This is a genomic window from Jeotgalibacillus alimentarius, from assembly GCF_000829445.1.
GTDB lineage: Bacteria > Bacillota > Bacilli > Bacillales > Jeotgalibacillaceae > Jeotgalibacillus > Jeotgalibacillus alimentarius.
Map to the genome: position 1 here is coordinate 23,402 of NZ_JXRQ01000020.1, position 19,262 is coordinate 42,663.

A 19,262-nucleotide genomic window follows, 5' to 3' on the forward strand; every position below is an offset into this window, starting at 1 on the left:
TTTTGTAAATACATAAAAAAACTGAGTACTGCAATATGCAGTACTCAGTTTGATAGTTTTTTATTGTCCTTCTTCTGCTTCTTCAGCTGTTACTTCAACCTGCTGTTCCTGATCCGTACTTTGTTCATTCATTCTTTGCTCTCTAATATCAAAATAAACTTCGAGAGCAGCAGTACCTAGATTTTCATTGACATCTTCACGAAGTGGGGAGTTTGCAACGTTTGGATATACCCATGGCGCCATAACAGAAAACGCAACTTCAGGTTTATCATATGGCGCAAATCCGACTAGAGTAGAATTCGTTGTCTCAGGTGGAGCTATTCCCTTAGAACGATATAGTTCGTCATACTTCGGTCCGAAGTAAACAACTTCGGCTGTTCCGGTTTTACCACCCGCAACATAACCGTTTCCTTTAAAGTCCTGACCTGTTCCTTTAGAACCGTTGAAGGAGAGATAAAAACCTTGTTTTACCCAATCGAGCTCCCGTTGTGTGTTATCAAGTCTGTTAAGAACCTTCGGCTTCATTGCCTTAACAAGCGGGCCCGGCGAATCATTATTTGCACTTGGTTCACGGATTTCTTTTACAATCGTCGGCGCTACCCGATTACCTCCATTAATAATAGTCGATACATACTGAGCCATTTGCATTGGTGTATAAGTATCAAACTGACCAATTGATAAATCGAGCAGTTTACCAGGGTTCAGATCTGCTGGGTTATTCGTCTGATACCCCACACTTTCACCTGGAAGATCGATTCCTGTTTCGCTGCCAAGACCAAATTGTCCAAAGTAATTGCGCATTTTAGTGAATGTGCTCGCTCCAATATCAATTGGCTCATTTCTTACATAAGTAGCTCCAGCCATTTTGATCGCGATTTTGAACATATAACCGTTAGATGACCGCTCCAAAGCATAGTGATCATTAATGGAAATAGGCAGATCACCTAAATACCAGGAAGCTTTATCAGGTGTTTGAGCAATACTGACCACTTCATCCCATAAATAAGACCCGGGCTGAATCACACCATCCTGATACCCTGAAAGTACTGTTGCTCCTTTAATAGAAGATCCTGCTTCATAAGCACTTGTAAACGTACCAATATTATAATCCTGAATTTCAGGACCATCATCTGTTTCGATATACTGCTTCCCTGCCATTGCCAGCAGCTCACCGGTATTTGGATCCATCATGACAAGGAATAGACGATCCATCAGGTTACGGCCATAATCCTGTTTAAGCCTTCTCAGTTCATCTTCTACAACCTGCTCAAGCGCCTGCTGCAGTTCAATATCAATTGACAGAACAAGGTCTTTACCGCGTTCACCCTGCTGAATCAGCTGGGAGTCAATCACATTCCCAGCTTTATCAGTAATGGTGCGGACTTTTGACTTTTGTCCCTGCAGTACTTCTTCATATTGAAGTTCCAGATAACTTGTTCCCACTCTGTCATTGCGGGAATAGTCACGTGCCAGATAATATTCAATCTTATCTTCAGGGATGGATCTGACACTTCCAAGCACAGATCTAAGCACTTCACCGTATGGGTATTCGCGCTGCCAGTCAACAGTGGTGTTGACTCCTGGTAATGAGCTTAGCTGCTCACTCACTGCAGCGAATTCCTCATCAGTCACATTTTCATTTTTAATAATCTGCGGAGACAGGTTGTATCCGGTTTGCATCTGTCTATAAATAGCAAGGATCTCCATCTCCTGCTCTGTGATTTCTGCAATTTCTTCTTCTGTAATCCTCTCACGGATGAGTTTATCGTAATCAGATTGTGACAGTTCACCTTCATCATAGAGCGCACGTTCTTTGTCTGTAATTTTTGCATCTGCCTGTTTTTTATTTTCTCTGATCCAGTAATCCTGGATATCACGTTCAGTTACTTTATCAGCAGATAATTCAATCATGGACGAAAGCTTTGTTGCAACATCCATCATTTCATCCTGGGAAGTCTGCTGTGTTTTTGTATAAGTAATCGCATTTACTGGCTTATTGTCTACGATGACCTTCCCGTTACGGTCAAATATTTTCCCGCGGGGCACACTCGCATTTACTACGACTTCTTCCGTTCGTTCAAGCTGCCTTTTAAAATCTTCACCATTCACAATCTGCAGGACGCCCAGTCTTAAAATTAATGCTGAAAACAGCAGAAATACTGCAAAAAACAGTATATTCATTCGTGCAGCAAGAAAATTCTTTTTAATTTTATCCTTTTTCGTGCGAGACTGATTTTTTTTCAACAAAAGTCTCCCTTTCTATACAAAGTTCTATTAAATAATCTTAAAGGTTTTTTTCAATTATTACTAGAGGATGACACTCTTTTTCAATAAAAGGTCAAATCCTCCCATTATAATAAAAAAGCTGACGTCCATGAAAGACGTCAGCCGGATATTATCAGTATACATTATTTTGCTGAAGTATAAAGCTTTTCAACAGCATTCCAGTCAACAACGCTCCAGAAAGCGTTGATGTAGTCAGGACGCTTGTTCTGATACTTCAGGTAGTATGCATGCTCCCATACATCCAGGCCAAGCACTGGTGTTTTACCATCAGTAAGTGGTGAGTCCTGGTTAGGAGTGCTTGTGATTTCAAGTTCTCCGTTATTTACCACAAGCCATGCCCAGCCTGATCCGAAGCGGCCTGCGCCTGCTGCTGCAAATTCTTCTTTGAACTTGTCAAAGCTGCCGAACTTGCTGTTAATCGCTGATGCAAGATCGCCAGAAGGCTCGCCGCCACCGTTTGGAGATAGAATCTTCCAGAAGAATGAGTGGTTAGCATGTCCACCGCCGTTATTGCGGACAGCTGTGCGGATTGATTCCGGTACGCTGTTCAGATCAGCTACAAGCTCATCAATTGATTTTGACTGAAGATCATCGTGTCCTTCCAGTGCATCATTCAATTTAGTCACGTAAGTGTTGTGGTGCTTAGTGTGGTGGATATTCATTGTTTCCTTGTCAAAATGCGGTTCAAGTGCATCATAAGAGTAAGGTAGTTCTGGTAAAGTGTAAGCCATGATTGAATTCCTCCTTGTATGTAGTGTGATTTTCCGCTTGATGCGGAATCAACTGTTTTCAGATTATCAGAATAGATAAATCTATTCAATTAATACGCTTTGCAAACGCTTATTTCAGTCTAAAGACCGAAATCACACATAAATAAAGAAGATAATAATCATGACTGCCTGAATGGTACCTTTTGTGATGACTGAAGTAATAAAACCGATCAGAGAACCAAACCCGATTTTTAACGCCTGCTTAAATGGAGTCCGGTTAACAACCAGTTCACCGATTACTGCACCTGCCAGGGGGCCGATAAGAATACCTATAACCGGAATAACAATGGGCCCGATTAAAAGACCAATCGTACTTCCCCAAATGCCTGCTTTTGAGCCGCCAAACCTTTTAACACCAAAAAGATTTGCTGCATAGTCAGCGCCAAACAGTAATATGATGAATAATATCTGAATGGTCCAAAATAGCCAGCTGAAATCATCAAAAGTGAAAAACAGTCCGTAAAGAATGAATCCCAGCAATATGAACAGCACACTGGGAATGATCGGATAAATTAATCCTGCAAATGCGATGCCAAAACTTAAAATAATAAACGTCCAGAATACGAATTCTATGACCCTCACCCTTTCCCCTATCAATTCCATGTCTATTAAGTATATCAAAGAAAGCCGGCTGAATGTTCAGCCGGCTTTACGATTTACTTGCGGATACCCAGAACAGCTTCTGCGATATTCACAGAGTGATCGCCAATACGTTCAAGGTTAGAAATAATATCTACAAACACAATTCCGGCCTGTCCGCTGCAGGCACCTTCGTTAAGGCGTAAAATATGCTTTTTACGGAATTTGCGTTCCATTTTATCAATAAGATCTTCTTTTTCAGCTACACTGCGTGCTTTATCGTGATCGTTTGTATCAAGAGAATCAATTGATTGAGATACAGCTTCAATTGTCAGTGTAAACATTTCATTCAGATCAGCCATTGCTTCATCAGTCATTTTTACTTTATTCGCCTGCTGATAATCAACAAGCTCAATTACATTTTCAAAATGATCACCGATCCGTTCAATATCACGGACTGTATCCATCAGCACTGAATGACGCTCGGATTCCTGTGCAGAAAGTGAAGTGCTTGATAGCTTAATTAAATAATCAGTAATTTTTGTATCAAGGTTATTAATCGCATCTTCCACCTGATAGCCAAGCTCAGCGTTCTTTTTATTTTTCGTCTTCAGGTACTCAAATGATTCGTTAAGACCCTGAACGGCGAATTGACCCATACGCAGTATTTCTTCTTTAGCCTGTCCAAGCGCAATAGAAGGTGACTGTTCGATAAAGTTAGGATCAAGATGTTTAGGTTTAAATTCCACAATTACATCGTTTCCTGGAACAACTTTTGTTACAACCCAGGCAAGAGCAGCGATGAACGGGAATTGAATAATTGTATTTGAAACGTTAAATGTTCCGTGTGCAAATGCGATCTGCATCTCAGGATTAAGATTCATAAACTGATCGATCCATACAATAAAAGCAGTGAATGGAATCAGCAATATTAAGAACAGCAAGGAACCGATCACATTGAACATAACGTGTACCATTGCAGCTCTTTTTGCAGCTACTGAAGCACCGATTGAAGCCAGAACAGCAGTAATGGTTGTACCGATATTATCACCAAACAGAACCGGCAGCGCTGCCTGCAGTGTAATCAGATCTTCTGAATAAAGCCCCTGCAAGATACCAATTGTAGCACTTGAACTTTGAACAACTACTGTAAAGATCGTACCTACGACTACTCCTAAGATTGGAATTTCACTCATGCTCTGAGTCAGGTCAATAAATGCCTGAAGCTCACGGAGCGGTTTCATTCCTTCTCCCATTAATTCAAGACCGTAGAATAGCCCACCAAATCCAAACACAACCATACCAAGATTGTTGATCTGCGGTTTTTTCACAAAGAACAATAAGAAGGCACCAACTGCGATGATTGGAAGCGCATAAGCACCAATATCAAAACCGATGATGAAGGCTGTGACAGTTGTACCAATATTCGCACCCATGATGACACCTATTGCCTGCCTTAGCGTCATGAAACCTGCGCTGACAAGTCCGATTACAATAACAGTTGTACCGGAACTGGACTGAATAAGAATCGTAACAACAATACCCGCAAGGACCCCCATAAACGGATTTGTTGTAAAGCGGTCTAAAATCGCTCTCAGCCTGTCACCAGCTGATTTTTGAAGACCGTCTCCCATATACTTTAAACCAAATAGAAATATCCCAAGTCCCCCGATAAATGTAAAGAAGACTTCCTGCCAATTCACTTCCATGTTTTCAACCCCTGTAAACAAATTTAGACATACTTCTTGAAAACCCTCTACAATTATTAATTCTTTATCGGATATAAGTAAAGGGGTTAACGTTAATCTTTACAATCGGTTAATAATAGACGCTAATTATTACATTTGTGTTACAAAAACAAACGCTTACTTTTTCACTATTCGTTCATTTGCTCTTATGTATCAGGTAAAAGTACAATGTGTTAGTAGATATATAAAATCGGAGGTTTAGCATCTTGAATATTTTTAAGCAACTGATTAAAAGTTTATACTCTCCCCGGGATATAGCAAAATTCCGGTTTCAGGGTATCGGAAAAACGATTATGTTTGTATTTCTACTGGCATTCCTTTCCATGATTCCTGCTGTGGTTCAGGTAGCCACAATCGGTGAAAGTCTTTTTTCAGATGGAGAGGAGCTTCTGTTGAATGAACTTCCTGCATTTGAAGTGGTAAATGGGGAACTGCAGTCTGAATCAGGTACCACTGAGTCAGCCGACAGCAGCGGTATTACTTTTTATGTGGATGGATCTGATAGTCTGACAACTGATGATTTATTAATTGATGAGGCTGCTGTAGCATTTTTATCTGATCGCATTGCTGTATCAACAGGTGGCGGCGTGCAGGAATATGAGTATTCGACGTTTGAAGGAGTCAAAATCAGCAGTGAAGGAATTGCTTCACTGTTAAGCTCTCTCGAGGGTGCCAAGTTTATTATTTACTTCTTTATACTGGCATTCATTTTTATTCTACTTGCAGGTATGCTGTTTATTAAAGCGACTGTTTTTGGATGGATAGGGACAAAGTTTGCAGCTTCTCTTGAAAGAAAGCTGACATTCCGTCACAGTTTTAGAATGGCTGCTTACAGTTCAGCTCTCCCGGCGGTATTTTTCCTTATTACAGATCTTGCCGGGTCACTTATTCCGTTTCCAACTCTGATCAGCTGGTTTGTCACCGGACTAATGCTGTATCTTTCTATTAAAGAAATACCTAAGCCGAAAAAGCGGGCTCAGTCTTGATTTCTTAGAATAAATGAATATGGCTGCACGCGAAGGCGTTACTTATACCCTAAGCACACTAACTGCGCTTTCGCCGGTCATTTAGTTGTAAATGTGATTTCAACACTGTTAGAATAAGAAGGAATACAATTTGAGTAAATGATAAAGGAGCGAATGACTGGTGGGAGACATTACACATCGTTCGAATACGCGCCCTGTTAAAGTCGGGGATTTAACTATAGGTGGAAATAATGAACTTGTCATTCAAAGTATGACAACGACTAAAACACATGATGTAGAAGCAACTGTTGCAGAAATTATGCGTCTTGAAGAAGCAGGCTGTCAGATTGTACGTGTTGCATGCCCTGATGAAAGAGCTGCTGATGCAATTCCTGAAATAAAAAAAAGAATTAATATACCCTTAGTAGTTGATATTCACTTTGACTATAAGCTTGCATTAAAGGCCATTGAAGGCGGTGCTGATAAGATCAGAATCAACCCTGGTAATATCGGGCGCCGTGAAAAAGTGGAAGCAGTCGTTAAAGCTGCTAAGGAAAAAAATATTCCAATCCGGATCGGTGTAAATGCCGGAAGTTTGGAGAGAAAAATTCTTGAGAAATACGGCTATCCGACAGCGGACGGTATGGTTGAAAGTGCACTTCACCATATCAAAATTCTCGAAGACCTGGACTTTCACGATATTATCGTCTCCATGAAAGCATCTGATGTAAACCTTGCGATTGAAGCGTATGAAAAAGCCGCCAAAGCATTTGATTACCCGCTTCACCTTGGTATTACTGAATCAGGTACGCTATTTGCAGGGACAGTAAAGAGTGCTGCAGGGCTGGGCGCGATATTGAGTAAAGGAATCGGTAACACGCTGAGAATTTCATTAAGTGCTGACCCAGTTGAGGAAGTAAAAGTGGCAAGAGAATTGCTAAAATCATTTGGTCTTGCATCAAATGCAGCAACGCTGATCTCATGTCCAACCTGCGGAAGAATTGAAATTGACCTTATTTCAATTGCAAATGAAGTTGAAGAATATATCTCAACCATTAAAGCGCCGTTAAAAGTTGCAGTTCTTGGATGCGCTGTTAATGGCCCGGGTGAAGCCCGTGAAGCTGATATTGGCATCGCGGGTGCCCGCGGAGAAGGTCTTCTCTTTATGAAAGGCAAGACCGTCCGTAAAGTACCTGAAGAAACAATGGTTGAAGAGCTTAAAGTAGAGATTGATAAACTCGCTGAAGAGCACTACAGAAAGCAGGCTGAAGAAGCAGCATTGCAGAAATAATGCAAATCCCGGCCACCTGGCCGGGATTTTTTATAATAACGGGTAAATTAAAATTCCAAGCAACATTGCAATCAGTCCGATTGCAATTCCAATGCCGCCCGCTTTAGCTTCTTTAGACCTTCTTGCCAGAATCCCTAAAATAATTGCTGCAGCACCAAAAATGACCGGAGCTGTAAAGAAGGCGATGATCCCGAGAATGATCGATGCATACGCAAGCCAGATTCCTTTATTTGAATTCTCAATTACACCGTCTCTCTTCCGTTCGGTATCTGCATACCATGAAGGACTGAACTGAGAAAGCTCGTTACCTACCTCTTCATTATATTGCTCCTTTTCAGGAACTTCTTTACTTTTTTCTTCATTTTTCTCATCATACATTTTGCCTCCCTCGCTTTCTGTCTATAGCTTTAGCAGTACGCCTAAATGTATGTATGGAAAAATGTATGAATGTGTTATTGTATTGTTAAAGAAACGAAAAGGGGTCATTAGCACATGCGTTTAGGAATTGATATTGACGGTACAGTTACCTGCCCATCTTCACTCATTCCACACATTAACGAGGCTTTTAATACAGAGCTAAAACTTGATGATATAAAGGAATACGATTTAACGAAAGCATTGCCTGAAATTGAACCTGAGGATTTTGCGAAATGGTTTGAATCTGCAGAAGCAGACATTTATTCACAGTCACCTTTAAGCGAAAAAGCGGATATTGTTCTTAATCACCTTCAGCACATGCACGAACTCTTTTATATCAGTGCACGCGGTACTGAACACCAGCACCTGACGAAGGAATGGTTTAATCGGCATGATATTCATTTTGACCGGATTATACTCACAGGCTCCCATGATAAGCTTGAAGCAGTGAAAGAACATAGAATTGAATTGTTTATTGAAGATAAGCACGACAATGCAGTGGATATACATGAAACAACGGAAATTCCAGTCCTGCTGTTTGACACTCCCTATAACCGGAAGCCTCACCCTGAAGGAGTCATCAGAATTTTTTCATGGGAAGAAGCAAGATGGCATGTCAATCAGATCGAAAAAAAACTCAGTTCGCAAAGATAAGCGAACTGAGTTTTTTATTGGCATGCAGGACACGTCCCATAAATTTCGAACTTATGCCCTGATATATCATAACCACTCAGATTTTCATTCAGAGCAGACATCGGACATGTATGGATCTGTCTGGTTTTCCCGCAGTCAAGGCAGATAAAATGATGATGGTGATGCCCGCTGTCACAGACAAAACGGAAGTGCTTTTCTCCTGACAGCTCTGTTTCTTCAAGGATATTTAATGACACGAATGTTGAAAGGTTTCTGTATATTGTATCAAAGCTGAGACCTTTAAATTCCCGGCTCATCTCCTCGAGCACTTCTTTGGCAGTCATATATCTGTCATGTCTGTCAAACAGCTCAAGCATCATTTTTCTTTTACCGGTTTGCTTATACCCTTCAGTTTTTAATAATCCGATTGCTTCTTCCAGGTTCACATCTTTCACCCCATTATGATTTCTTTACAGCGAACCAATTCCGATAACCGATTGCAGCGAGTAAAATAATGATTGATGACACGACAATTGTGCCACCAGGTGCCAGGTCCAGATAAAATGCACTGATTAAACCAACAATGACTGCAATCTCGCCAAACAGAACTGATAATCCGATTGTCTGTTTGAATCCCTTTGCAAGCCTCATAGCAGCGGCAACAGGTAACGTCATTAGTGATGACACTAATAATATACCAACTATCCGCATTGAAGCTGCAATCACAAGTGCTGTCATCACCATAAAAATCAAATGCAGCGCTTTTGTTGATAATCCGGATGCTTTTCCAAACTCTTCATCAAATGATAACAGAAATAATTCTTTATATAAAAGAAAGACAATCAGCAATACAATCACTGCGATTCCTGTAATCAGATACAGATCACTCCTGCCTACTGCACTGACACTGCCAAATAAATAGCTGAACAAATCAGTATTAAAGCCATCCGCAAGAGAGATAAAGATGACGCCTACTCCAATACCCCCTGAGAGCAGAATTGGTATAGCCAGTTCCTGATAATGTTTATATACAGCTCTGAGTCTTTCAATCAGCAGCGATCCTGCTACTGAAAAACCCATTCCAAGCCATAGTGGATTCAGCCCATTGAACATCACAAACGTTTTACTCAAAAACAGACTGGCTGCGATACCTGACAGTGTAACGTGACTTAATGCATCAGCAATCAGCGACAGCCTTCTGACGACGATAAAAGCACCAAGAAGCGGTGCAATCAGCCCGATTAATATCCCTGCTGCGAATGCGTTTTGCAGAAATTCATATGTGATAATTGCTTCTAACATTTAATGCACCCCATGACTGTGGTTATGATGGATTGTCTGAATGTCATGACCGTAAAACGCGGACAAGTCCTGATCTTTTACCTGCTCGAAATCTTCTGCACTTCCATGGAAGTGAAGGGTGTTATTCAGGCAGGCCACATGCGTGATTTTATTTGAAACTGTACCGGTGTCGTGTGTAACAAGAACTAATGTAATCCCAAGTTCAACATTCAGGCGTTCAAGCATATCATAGAATGTCTGAACATTTTTAGCATCAACTCCAACAGTCGGCTCATCTAAAATCAGCACCTGTGGACGGCTGACAATGGCTCTGGCGATAAAGACACGCTGCTGCTGTCCTCCTGAAAGTTCACCAATATTTCTATTTGAGAAGTCCTGCATACCGACTGCCTGTATCGCATCTATGATTTCACTTTTATATTTTCTTTCAACCCGACTAAACAGTCCTGCTTTTTTCGTCAGACCGCTGGCTACCACTTCATAGACAGTTGCCGGAAAACCGGTATTAAATGCGTTTGCTTTTTGTGAAACGTAACCGATTTTCTCCCATTCCCTGAATTTGCTGATCGGCTTTCCAAACAGCTTTACTTCGCCGCCTTTCGACTTGAGCAGACCGAGTATCAGCTTGAGCATAGTCGATTTACCGGACCCGTTAGGACCTACAACTGCAAGAAAAGCGCCTTCAGGTACAGCAAGGTTAATATCAGTCAGTACCTGCTCTTTATCATAACGGTAATTTACATTAATCAGTTCAATTACATGATGACTCATCGTGTCACCTCTTCCAAATTAGAATCCTTACGATTTAACAATTCATTAGTATACACCTGAAGGGATCATATGTAAATGGATTCAGCCTGAAAAGTGATTCCCCGGCCATCGTGAATACTGATTAATCAGGAGGTACAATGAAAAACCAGTCTTTTAACCTTGAATCTCTCCTTACGCTGTCACCATCCAGGCTTCAGCTGCTTCTCTTAGCATCAGGTGTCTCTCTGTCTGTTCAGGAATGTGCAAGGCTTCAACAGATTGCTAAGCTGCATAAAAACACTCTGCAATCTCTTCCGCTCCTCTACAAAGAAACTGAACAGGTTCTTGGTAAAAAGAAAATAAAAGAGCTACTCAGTAAATCTTCATTATTTCTATAAAAATAAAAACGGACTGTCCGGAGGCAAAGCGCAATTTATAGCTTCAAGTTTAAGCCCTTTTGTTTCAAAATTATGTATTTATGCGTCTTCAATTCATTACGATTATTAAAAATAAAAGCTCTGTTAAAGGTGGCTGTTGATTTCCGCTCCAGGGGGAACGCTTTCCGCAGGGCGTGCGGTGAGCCTCCTCGACGCGTTGCGTCTGCGGGGTCTCACCTGTCACGCTTCTCCTGCTGGAGTCGTCCCCCTTCCACTGAAATCAACAGCTGTGCTAAAACAACATTGGACATTAACAAAGCCAAAATAAAAAGAAAGATGGCACTCTGTTTCTTAGGCGTCATCTTTCTTTCAAACGTAAAAAAATTATTGAGTACTTAGGTTCATTGAAGCGGAAGGCGTGGACTCCGGGACGATTAGCGGGATAGCTGAGACCCCGCAAGCGAAGCTGAGGAGGCCTGGGATGGGGCCAAAAAACGGCCCACGTCCGGAAAGCCTAGGCCTGGAGCGTAAATGAACCCTCCCCCTTTTAGATACTTTTTCAGTGCCATCTTTGTAGACAGTCCGTTTTTATTCACCCTTTTTCAATCTCTTCAATTAACTTTTCGTTAAACGATCTGTTTTGAAGCATAATGATTTCATGCTTGTAAGGTGGCTTCTTATTCTTTTTGTCTTCTCCAACATAAGGTGTTTCAAGGATCTTTGGGATATCCTTAAACACTTCATGATGGACAATCCGGTCAATCGCTTCATATCCAATGTGACCGAACCCGATATTTTCGTGACGGTCTTTTGAAGCACCTCTTGGATTTTTACTGTCATTCACATGAACCACTTTAATCCGGTCAAGTCCAACAATTCTATCAAACTCTTCAAGTACGCCGTCAAAATCCTGCACAATATCATATCCTGCATCATGGACGTGGCAGGTATCAAAGCAGACTGACAGCTTATCGTTGTGAGTAACACCATCAATGATCTTAGCCAGTTCATCAAATGAACGGCCGCATTCTGAACCTTTACCAGCCATTGTCTCAAGCGCTACCTGAACAGTCTGGTCCTGTGTCAGCACTTCATTTAATCCTTCGATAATTCTTTCGATTCCTCTGTCAGCACCGGCACCAACGTGCGCACCCGGGTGCAGGACGATCTGTTTAGCACCAAGAGCAGCTGTACGCTCAGTTTCAGAGCGGAGAAAGTTTACGCCCAGCTCAAATGTTTCAGGCTTTGTTGTATTTGCGATATTAATAATATAAGGCGCATGGACAACAATATCTTTCATGCCATGTTCTTTCATGTGAGCGAGACCCGCTTCAATATTTAATTCTTCAATCGGTTTTCTTCTTGTATTCTGAGGTGCTCCTGTATAGATCATAAATGTGGATGAACCATATGATAATGCCTCTTCACTGGCACCAAGCAGCATCTTCTTACCACCCATTGATACATGTGATCCGATCTTCAGCATATTGATATCCCCCATTTTAATGATTGTTTCTTCTGTTTTTTCTGCGTTCTTTCTTCTTAATCTGTTCCATTTTATAATTCATTTTCTTCTTATAGCCGGGCTTAACCTTTTTAGGTTTACGGATCAGGGATTTTGCTTTCTTATCAATCTCATTTTCACCCTTCGGACGGCTTAGACGTTTATGACGGTCATTCAATTCAACCCATTCGCCTGCCTTCACTTCCTGATGGCTGAATTTGATGCCCTTCTTCTCAATTTGAGCAAGTGCATCTTCATCTGACGGTTCATAGATTGTAATGGCTGTACCTGAGTGTCCTGCACGCGCCGTTCTTCCTACACGGTGAATAAAGAAATCTAGATCCTTTGGCAGCTCAAAGTTAATGACATGGCTGACACCTGGAATATCAATTCCTCTGGCAGCCAGATCAGTTGCAACAATATACTGATACTCAAGGTCTCTGATCTGCTTCATCATCTTGTTACGTTCACGAGGTGTTAATCCCCCGTGCACACGGCCTGTTTTCAGTCCTTTATTCAACAGGTAATCTGCTACTTCATCCGCTTTTGATTTTGTATTTGTAAATACAATCGCCAAATAAGGGTTGATGGCATTCAAAGTATCCAGAAGCACTGCTTCACGGGAGCGGCTCTTTTGTGGAACTAAGATAAATTCAATATTTTCAGCCTGAACCTGCTTAGGTTCAATATGAGCGTATTGCGGATTTTCCATATACTTTTTAAGAAAAGGCTTCAGTTTCTCAGGAATTGTTGCTGAGAATACATAAATCTGAAGGTCTTCTTTCATACGGGATGCAATCTGATCCACATCTTCAATAAAGCCCATCTCAAGCATCAGGTCTGCTTCATCAATAACAATTGCCTGGGCAGTATATACCTGCAGTGCCTGCTCATTGACAAGATCATTGATTCTTCCAGGTGTTCCTACCACAATATGAGGCTGCTGTTTCAGCTTTTCAATCGCTCTTTGCTTATCAGTCCCGCCTACAAACACTTTACTTGTGATTGATGTTTCTTCAGTAATGACTTTTACTTCATGGTGTAATTGCTTTGCAAGCTCTCTTGTCGGGGCAGTAATTACTACCTGAACCTGCTGACGTTCTTCATCCACCTGGTTGATCAGTGGCAGCAGATAGGAATGTGTTTTCCCTGTACCTGTCTGAGACTGCCCGATCGCACTTTGACCTCTGTTGATCATTGGAATCATCTTTTCCTGGATCGCAGTAGGTGCATGGAATCCAAGCCTTTCAATCGCTTCCATGATGAATGGTTTAAAATTATATTGTTTAAATGATGACATAACCGTCACTCCTTTTATTCGCATCAAAACTTTATTATAGTCTTTTTTTCATTAAAAAGCTATGTAAATCTGAACAGCCGCTTTTCAGGTATCCCGTATCTATCAATCTGTGCATATGATATGAGTGTACAGGAGGTGTTTTTCATGTATGGTTACAGACCTTATTATCCAACGATGTTTACCCAGTCAGTGCCAAAAACTTCATCCACACTATCGTTAGCTTCAATTCAAAAGTGGACCGGAACAGCACAGCAGTTTATCAAAACGGCCAATTCGTTTTTACCCTACGTTCAGCAATATGGACCGCTTGTAAAAAACCTGCCGGTGATGTGGAAGCTTTATAAAGCGTTTAATGAAAGTGAGACCGATACTGAAAAAGAGGTGAATGATGATCAGGTTGCACATGCCCAGTCAGAGCCGGTTGCGGAACCAGTTAAAACGTATGAATCCATTCCAAAGCTTTACTTATAGCTTTTAATTGTTCCATGAGTCCAACTGCTTTATACTGATGGTATAAAGTCTTACGTGCAGGAGGATTCTGATGAAGACATTAAAAATAACACCGCGCGGATATTGCTATGGTGTAGTAGATGCAATGGTGATCGCAAGAAATGCAGCAATGGATAAATCTCTGCCCCGTCCTATCTATATTCTGGGCATGATCGTTCATAATAAACATGTGACAGACGCATTTGAAGAAGAAGGCATTATTACCCTTGATGGAGAGAATAGAAAAGATATTCTCGAAAAAGTAACTGAGGGTACTGTTATTTTCACTGCGCATGGTGTATCTCCGGAGGTTCGTGAAATCGCCCGTCAGAAAGGGTTAATTTCAATCGATGCTACGTGTCCTGATGTAACGAGAACGCACGATCTGATCCGTCAGAAGAAAGCTGAGGGGTATCATATCGTCTATATCGGTAAAAAGGGACACCCTGAGCCTGAAGGTGCTGTGGGCGTTGCACCTGACGTTGTACACCTTGTGGAAAAACCTGAAGATGTGGAACACCTGACGATTGATAACGATAAAATTATTGTCACAAATCAGACGACAATGAGTCAGTGGGATGTTGCAGATGTAATGGTTAAAGTGAAAGAAAAATACCCGCAGACTGAAGAACACAAAGAAATTTGCATGGCTACACAGGTGCGACAGGAAGCTGTAGCCGAACAAGCAGGAGCAGCAGACCTGCTGATTGTTGTTGGTGATCCGATGAGTAACAACTCTAACAGACTTGCGCAGGTTTCTGAAGAGATTGCAGGAACACCTGCACACAGAGTAGCCGATGTATCTGAAATTAAACACGAATGGCTGCTAGGCTGCGAGACGGTAGCAGTCACTGCAGGTGCTTCCACTCCTACACCAATTGTAAAAGAAGTCATGAATTACATTGGACAGTTTGATCCGGAAAATCCGGAGACATGGCTCGGAGAAAAAAATGTACCGCTAGCAAAAATACTGCCGAAAATCAAAACACCGACTAAACCTGAAACAATCATGCCATATTCAAAATAAAAAAGAGCTGCTCCGGCAGCTCTTTTTTATATGAACTTAAATGGTTCAGTAGTAAGGGCTGATGCAACAAACTCTACTTTAAGTCTTTCATTTTCTGCCCTCACAGTAAGTTCAGATGCTAATCCTGTTTTCATAATTTCTTCAACATGGTGCCCAGGGTCAATAATCGAAATGCCGGCTGCCTCTGCATCCTGGGCAGTATGAAAATCAACATCACCGGTTACATACACATCAGCACCTGCAAACTTTGCTGTCTGGTAGTATTTACTTCCCATTCCGCCGAGAACAGCAGCTTTCTTGATTATCTTTTCCGGATCTCCGGTCATTCTGAGTGCCGGCACCCCAAGCTTGCGCTTAACAACTTCCGCGAAGTCACGCAGTGTCATCTGAGCAGACAGCTTCCCAACGCGTCCAAGCCCATATTTTTCACCCGGTAGTGACTCTGTAAAAATATCATAAGCCGGCTCTTCATATGGATGTGCTGACTTCATTGCTTTTATAACTTCTCTTTCCTTTGAACTGAGAAAAATACTTTCAATTTTTACTTCAGCTGCCGCTTCAGGCTTTCCCTGCTCTCCTAAAAATGGATTGGACTCATCACCAGGCGTAAATCTGCCGGTACCATTTGAAGTAAATGTGCAGTCTGAGTAATCCCCGATCTGCCCTGCTCCTGCAGCTGTTACTGCTTTGCGGACTTCGTCAGCATGACTTTCCGGCACAAAAACAATCAACTTTTTATATTCATCTTCATATGTTTTAACAAGCACTTCGGTCTCCTTAAGATCAAGCGCTTCAGCCAGCATATCATTGACCCCGCCCTTTGCCACATCAAGATTCGTGTGAGCGGCATAGACAGTGATATCATTTTTAATACACTTTTCGATCAGTTTTCCTGCATTAGTTTCAAGGTTAATTGATTTTAAAGGTCTGAACAAAAGGGGGTGATGTGCAATAATAAAATTCGCGCCTTTTTCAATTGCTTCATCCACTACTTCATTTGTTACGTCAAGCGTGGTCATCACTTTGGATACTTTCCGATTTAACGCCCCGCTTTGCAGACCAATCGGGTCACCCTCCATCGCAAGAGATTTAGGGGAAAACTGCTCTAACAGCCCGACTATCTGATGACCATTTGGCTGTTTCATTGGATCGCCTCCTCTATCATCTTAATCTTCTGTTCGATATCCTGTTTCTTTTGATTAAGTGAACCCTGCTGTCCGGCCATTTGCATCTGCTTTAGGATTTTTTTATATTGATTCAATTCCTGTTCCCATTTTAATTTGAAAATAGCAGACTGATTTTTAATCAGCACTGGGCCAAGGAGCAATTCAGATGGCGACAGATCCATCTGTTCTTTAGTACGCTCAGCTAGTAAGACTTCATAGATTTTCTTATCTTCCTCAAGAATTCTTTCATCACTGATCTGCCACCCATTCTCCTGAAGCCAGCTTCTGATTGAAATTGCACTGATATTAGGCTGAAGGATGAGTTTTTTTACACCTTCGAGCCGATCTTTACCGTTTTCAAGTATTTCACTGATCAATGGGCCTCCCATACCGGCAATCGTCACGGTTGTTACTTCCCCCGGCACGATCACTGTTAGACCATTTCCCTTTCTGACATCAATATAATCACCTAATTGGTCCTGTTTGACCTGATTGATAGCAGACTGATAAGGGCCTTCAACCACTTCTCCTGCAATTGCTTTTTTGATTTTATTTTTTTTCACAAGGTAACACGGCAAATAAGCGTGATCTGAACCGATGTCAGCTACAATTTCATCCGGACCGACATAGTCTGCCACTGCCAGAAGCCTTTGTGATAATTGACTGCTATTCATTTGAACACATCCTTTTACTGATCTTTCACTTTCAAATAAACAACTTGAAAAAAGAGCGGTCCGTTAACGGCCGCTCTTTTTACTTTAATGATATATGCAGATTATGCCGCGTCTTCTTCAGAAGATTCTTCTCCTGAGCCTTCTTCAGCGTCTCCGCCATCTTCAGAACCTTCTTCTGATGAACCTTCTTCAGATCCCTCTTCAGAACCCTCTTCTGCGCCTTCTTCAGATCCTTCTTCAGAACCTTCTTCTCCGCCGCCTTCTGCTCCAATTTGAGATACCCATTCAGCCATTGCCTGAGCGTTACTTTCTTCTACAAGACCTGAAGGCATGTTGCCACGGCCATTCACAACGACATCAGCAATTTCATCAACTGACAGTCTGTCTCCAACACCAACTAGTGATGGACCAGCGCCGCCACCTTCATAGTTTTCACCATGACAGCTGATACATGCATTCTGATAGTGTGATTCAGGATCGAAGTCTCCTCCATCAGCACCACCTTCTGCTTCACCTTCGCCGCCTTCTCCTTCTTCCGCCATTTCTTCAGAATCACTAAGACCCTGAACAGACATAAAGAAAACAACACCGAAGCCAAGTACCATAATCAGTAAAAACGGTATAATCGGATTCTTATTCATGTATAACCCTCCCTTTTAAGAAAAACTATGTAATTATCAACCTATAATAGCAGGTATGAACACTACATATTTTACTTTACTTTATGGGAATCGGAAAGACCCAATACTCAACTTTTCCCCTTTTGTCGCATTTTAGACACAAACAATAAAAATTTTTTAAAAAGCACCTATTTCTCTTGATATCACCATTCTTTGAATTTCTGACGTTCCTTCACCAATTTCCAGCAATTTAGCATCACGTAAGTATCTTTCAACGTGGTATTCCTTCATGTATCCATAGCCACCGTGGATCTGAATGGCTTCATCGCAGACTTCCATACAGATTTCTGAAGCATACAATTTTGCCATTGAAGCTTCTTTCGTGAATTTTCTTTCCTGGTCCTTTAACCACGCTGCTTTATACGTCATATTTCTTGCCAGTTCAATTTTCATTGCCATATCCGCCAGTTTAAACTGAGTTGCCTGAAAAGAGGAAATGCTCTTGCCGAACTGTTTGCGTTCTTTTGAGTAACTGAGCGCTCGCTCGTAAGCAGCCTGAGCAATTCCGACTGCCATTGCAGCAATACCGATTCTGCCTCCATCGAGCGTCATCAGAAACTGTCTGAAGCCCTCACCCTTCTTTCCAAGCAGGTTTTCTGTCGGAACTTTAACTTCATCAAGTACCAGCTCAGTCGTATTAGAAGAATGCAGCCCCATTTTTTCATAGTTGTCTATGACTGTGAAACCATCAGCATCGGTTGGAACGATGATTGCACTGATTTCTTTTTTTCCATCATGATTTCCTGTTACTGCTGTCAATGCAAGAAATTTGGCATAACTTGCGTTTGTTATATAACTTTTGTTTCCACTGATTGTATATGTCCCATCAGATTCTTTTGCTGTTGTCTGAGTGCCTCCTGCATCTGATCCCGCATTAGGTTCAGTCAGACCGAATGAACCAAAAGATTCTCCTGAACAGATTTTTGTTAAGTATTTTTCTTTCTGCTCCTGAGTACCAAACATGTTGATTGGTGCTCCACCGAGCGATATGTGGGCAGAATACGTGATTCCTGTAGAGCCGCACGCTCTGCTTAATTCTTCTGTCACAATTGCGAAGCTTGTCGTATCCCCTCCTGCTCCTCCGAATTCTTCCGGAAAAGGCAGTCCCATCATCCCTAATGAGGAAAGTTCTTTAAAAATATCTTGTGGAAATGCTTTGTTGCGGTCCCGATCAAGTGCACCGGGTGCAACTCTGTCCTGTGAAAACTCCCTGATTGTACGTTGAATCATCTGCTGTTCCTGTGTCAAATCAAAATTCATGTTGATCCCCCTTGTTTGAATGCGCTTACATAGTCATTATAAAA

General features: G+C 41.6%; 19 protein-coding genes and 1 pseudogene. 6 read left to right on the forward strand and 14 right to left on the reverse strand.

The annotated features are described in order from the left end of the window. Window positions 1-60: 60 nt before the first annotated feature. From KP77_RS11475 to KP77_RS11490, 4 genes are all read right to left on the reverse strand, one after another. Window positions 61-2,244 carry a penicillin-binding transpeptidase domain-containing protein gene (locus tag KP77_RS11475; RefSeq protein ID WP_041122883.1) on the reverse strand — a complete coding sequence of 728 codons (2,184 nt, stop codon included), beginning with the start codon at window positions 2,242-2,244 and terminating at the stop codon, window positions 61-63. A 164-nt stretch (window positions 2,245-2,408) separates the two neighbouring features. Then, on the reverse strand, window positions 2,409-3,017 hold the full coding sequence (locus KP77_RS11480) for a superoxide dismutase (protein WP_041122884.1): 609 nt from the start codon (window positions 3,015-3,017) through the stop codon (window positions 2,409-2,411). Between the two features lie 132 nt (window positions 3,018-3,149). After that, window positions 3,150-3,629 carry a DUF456 domain-containing protein gene (locus KP77_RS11485; protein WP_041122912.1) on the reverse strand — a complete coding sequence of 160 codons (480 nt, stop codon included), beginning with the start codon at window positions 3,627-3,629 and terminating at the stop codon, window positions 3,150-3,152. Between the two features lie 83 nt (window positions 3,630-3,712). Next, window positions 3,713-5,344, reverse strand: coding sequence for a Na/Pi cotransporter family protein (locus tag KP77_RS11490; protein WP_041122885.1), 1,632 nt, complete (start codon window positions 5,342-5,344; stop codon window positions 3,713-3,715). 245 nt (window positions 5,345-5,589) lie between these two features. Between KP77_RS11490 and KP77_RS11495 the strand changes: the two genes are divergently transcribed. Beyond that, on the forward strand, window positions 5,590-6,369 hold the full coding sequence (locus KP77_RS11495; RefSeq protein WP_041122886.1) for a DUF1189 domain-containing protein: 780 nt from the start codon (window positions 5,590-5,592) through the stop codon (window positions 6,367-6,369). Window positions 6,370-6,529: 160 nt separating this feature from the next. After that, complete coding sequence (gene ispG / locus KP77_RS11500) at window positions 6,530-7,639, forward strand: flavodoxin-dependent (E)-4-hydroxy-3-methylbut-2-enyl-diphosphate synthase (RefSeq protein WP_041122887.1); 1,110 nt, start codon at window positions 6,530-6,532, stop codon at window positions 7,637-7,639. 30 nt (window positions 7,640-7,669) lie between these two features. On the opposite strand, the gene KP77_RS11505 is transcribed toward ispG, so the two are convergent. Beyond that, the gene (locus KP77_RS11505) at window positions 7,670-8,017 is read right to left on the reverse strand and encodes a DUF4190 domain-containing protein (RefSeq protein ID WP_041122888.1); all 348 of its coding nucleotides are present in this window, start codon (window positions 8,015-8,017) and stop codon (window positions 7,670-7,672) included. 114 nt (window positions 8,018-8,131) lie between these two features. Here KP77_RS11505 and KP77_RS11510 point away from each other — a divergent pair, with 114 nt between their 5' ends. Beyond that, window positions 8,132-8,710: a 5' nucleotidase, NT5C type gene (locus KP77_RS11510; protein ID WP_041122889.1), complete on the forward strand. Its 579-nt coding sequence runs from the start codon at window positions 8,132-8,134 to the stop codon at window positions 8,708-8,710. 14 nt (window positions 8,711-8,724) lie between these two features. Here the strand turns inward: KP77_RS11510 and KP77_RS11515 are convergent, their stop codons facing one another. Genes KP77_RS11515 through KP77_RS11525 form a run of 3 tightly spaced genes read right to left on the reverse strand, consistent with a single transcriptional unit; the run spans window position 8,725 to window position 10,762 of the window. Further along, window positions 8,725-9,135: a Fur family transcriptional regulator gene (locus KP77_RS11515; protein ID WP_041122890.1), complete on the reverse strand. Its 411-nt coding sequence runs from the start codon at window positions 9,133-9,135 to the stop codon at window positions 8,725-8,727. Window positions 9,136-9,148: 13 nt separating this feature from the next. Continuing rightward, window positions 9,149-9,991, reverse strand: coding sequence for a metal ABC transporter permease (locus KP77_RS11520; protein ID WP_041122891.1), 843 nt, complete (start codon window positions 9,989-9,991; stop codon window positions 9,149-9,151). Then, window positions 9,992-10,762 carry a metal ABC transporter ATP-binding protein gene (locus tag KP77_RS11525; protein ID WP_041122892.1) on the reverse strand — a complete coding sequence of 257 codons (771 nt, stop codon included), beginning with the start codon at window positions 10,760-10,762 and terminating at the stop codon, window positions 9,992-9,994. A 137-nt stretch (window positions 10,763-10,899) separates the two neighbouring features. Here KP77_RS11525 and KP77_RS11530 point away from each other — a divergent pair, with 137 nt between their 5' ends. Continuing rightward, window positions 10,900-11,139, forward strand: coding sequence for a hypothetical protein (locus KP77_RS11530; RefSeq protein ID WP_041122893.1), 240 nt, complete (start codon window positions 10,900-10,902; stop codon window positions 11,137-11,139). 571 nt (window positions 11,140-11,710) lie between these two features. On the opposite strand, the gene KP77_RS11535 is transcribed toward KP77_RS11530, so the two are convergent. Next, window positions 11,711-12,604 (reverse strand): deoxyribonuclease IV, encoded by an 894-nt coding sequence (locus KP77_RS11535; RefSeq protein WP_041122894.1) that lies wholly within the window; start codon window positions 12,602-12,604, stop codon window positions 11,711-11,713. A 16-nt stretch (window positions 12,605-12,620) separates the two neighbouring features. After that, the gene (locus KP77_RS11540) at window positions 12,621-13,922 is read right to left on the reverse strand and encodes a DEAD/DEAH box helicase (protein ID WP_041122895.1); all 1,302 of its coding nucleotides are present in this window, start codon (window positions 13,920-13,922) and stop codon (window positions 12,621-12,623) included. Between the two features lie 144 nt (window positions 13,923-14,066). Here KP77_RS11540 and vrrA point away from each other — a divergent pair, with 144 nt between their 5' ends. Together vrrA and KP77_RS11550 are read left to right on the forward strand one after the other, a co-directional pair. After that, window positions 14,067-14,393 carry a VrrA/YqfQ family protein gene (gene vrrA / locus KP77_RS11545; protein WP_041122896.1) on the forward strand — a complete coding sequence of 109 codons (327 nt, stop codon included), beginning with the start codon at window positions 14,067-14,069 and terminating at the stop codon, window positions 14,391-14,393. Window positions 14,394-14,463: 70 nt separating this feature from the next. Further along, on the forward strand, window positions 14,464-15,438 hold the full coding sequence (locus tag KP77_RS11550; RefSeq protein WP_041122897.1) for a 4-hydroxy-3-methylbut-2-enyl diphosphate reductase: 975 nt from the start codon (window positions 14,464-14,466) through the stop codon (window positions 15,436-15,438). Window positions 15,439-15,464: 26 nt separating this feature from the next. On the opposite strand, the gene KP77_RS11555 is transcribed toward KP77_RS11550, so the two are convergent. The 4 genes and pseudogenes from KP77_RS11555 to KP77_RS11570 form a co-directional block, all read right to left on the reverse strand. Next, window positions 15,465-16,583, reverse strand: coding sequence for a Nif3-like dinuclear metal center hexameric protein (locus KP77_RS11555; RefSeq protein WP_041122898.1), 1,119 nt, complete (start codon window positions 16,581-16,583; stop codon window positions 15,465-15,467). Continuing rightward, on the reverse strand, window positions 16,580-17,278 hold the full coding sequence (locus KP77_RS11560) for a tRNA (adenine(22)-N(1))-methyltransferase (RefSeq protein WP_041122899.1): 699 nt from the start codon (window positions 17,276-17,278) through the stop codon (window positions 16,580-16,582). Before KP77_RS11560 ends, KP77_RS11555 begins: the two co-directional genes overlap by 4 nt. Before the next feature lie 269 nt (window positions 17,279-17,547). Beyond that, a pseudogene (gene cccA / locus KP77_RS11565) lies at window positions 17,548-17,919 on the reverse strand (cytochrome c550); the annotation flags it as partial. Between the two features lie 156 nt (window positions 17,920-18,075). After that, the gene (locus tag KP77_RS11570; protein ID WP_041122900.1) at window positions 18,076-19,218 is read right to left on the reverse strand and encodes an acyl-CoA dehydrogenase family protein; all 1,143 of its coding nucleotides are present in this window, start codon (window positions 19,216-19,218) and stop codon (window positions 18,076-18,078) included. Between the last annotated feature and the right edge of the window lie 44 nt (window positions 19,219-19,262).

Coding starts and splice junctions, on each gene's coding strand:
- KP77_RS11480 (WP_041122884.1), bottom strand. CDS start 3,017: ATGGCTTACACTTTACCAGAACTACCTTACTCTTATGATGCACTTGAA.
- KP77_RS11510 (WP_041122889.1), top strand. CDS start 8,132: ATGCGTTTAGGAATTGATATTGACGGTACAGTTACCTGCCCATCTTCA.
- KP77_RS11555 (WP_041122898.1), bottom strand. CDS start 16,583: ATGAAACAGCCAAATGGTCATCAGATAGTCGGGCTGTTAGAGCAGTTT.
- KP77_RS11525 (WP_041122892.1), bottom strand. CDS start 10,762: ATGAGTCATCATGTAATTGAACTGATTAATGTAAATTACCGTTATGAT.
- vrrA (WP_041122896.1), top strand. CDS start 14,067: ATGTATGGTTACAGACCTTATTATCCAACGATGTTTACCCAGTCAGTG.
- KP77_RS11540 (WP_041122895.1), bottom strand. CDS start 13,922: ATGTCATCATTTAAACAATATAATTTTAAACCATTCATCATGGAAGCG.
- KP77_RS11530 (WP_041122893.1), top strand. CDS start 10,900: ATGAAAAACCAGTCTTTTAACCTTGAATCTCTCCTTACGCTGTCACCA.
- KP77_RS11560 (WP_041122899.1), bottom strand. CDS start 17,278: ATGAATAGCAGTCAATTATCACAAAGGCTTCTGGCAGTGGCAGACTAT.
- KP77_RS11520 (WP_041122891.1), bottom strand. CDS start 9,991: ATGTTAGAAGCAATTATCACATATGAATTTCTGCAAAACGCATTCGCA.
- KP77_RS11550 (WP_041122897.1), top strand. CDS start 14,464: ATGAAGACATTAAAAATAACACCGCGCGGATATTGCTATGGTGTAGTA.
- KP77_RS11570 (WP_041122900.1), bottom strand. CDS start 19,218: ATGAATTTTGATTTGACACAGGAACAGCAGATGATTCAACGTACAATC.
- KP77_RS11535 (WP_041122894.1), bottom strand. CDS start 12,604: ATGCTGAAGATCGGATCACATGTATCAATGGGTGGTAAGAAGATGCTG.
- KP77_RS11505 (WP_041122888.1), bottom strand. CDS start 8,017: ATGTATGATGAGAAAAATGAAGAAAAAAGTAAAGAAGTTCCTGAAAAG.
- KP77_RS11490 (WP_041122885.1), bottom strand. CDS start 5,344: ATGGAAGTGAATTGGCAGGAAGTCTTCTTTACATTTATCGGGGGACTT.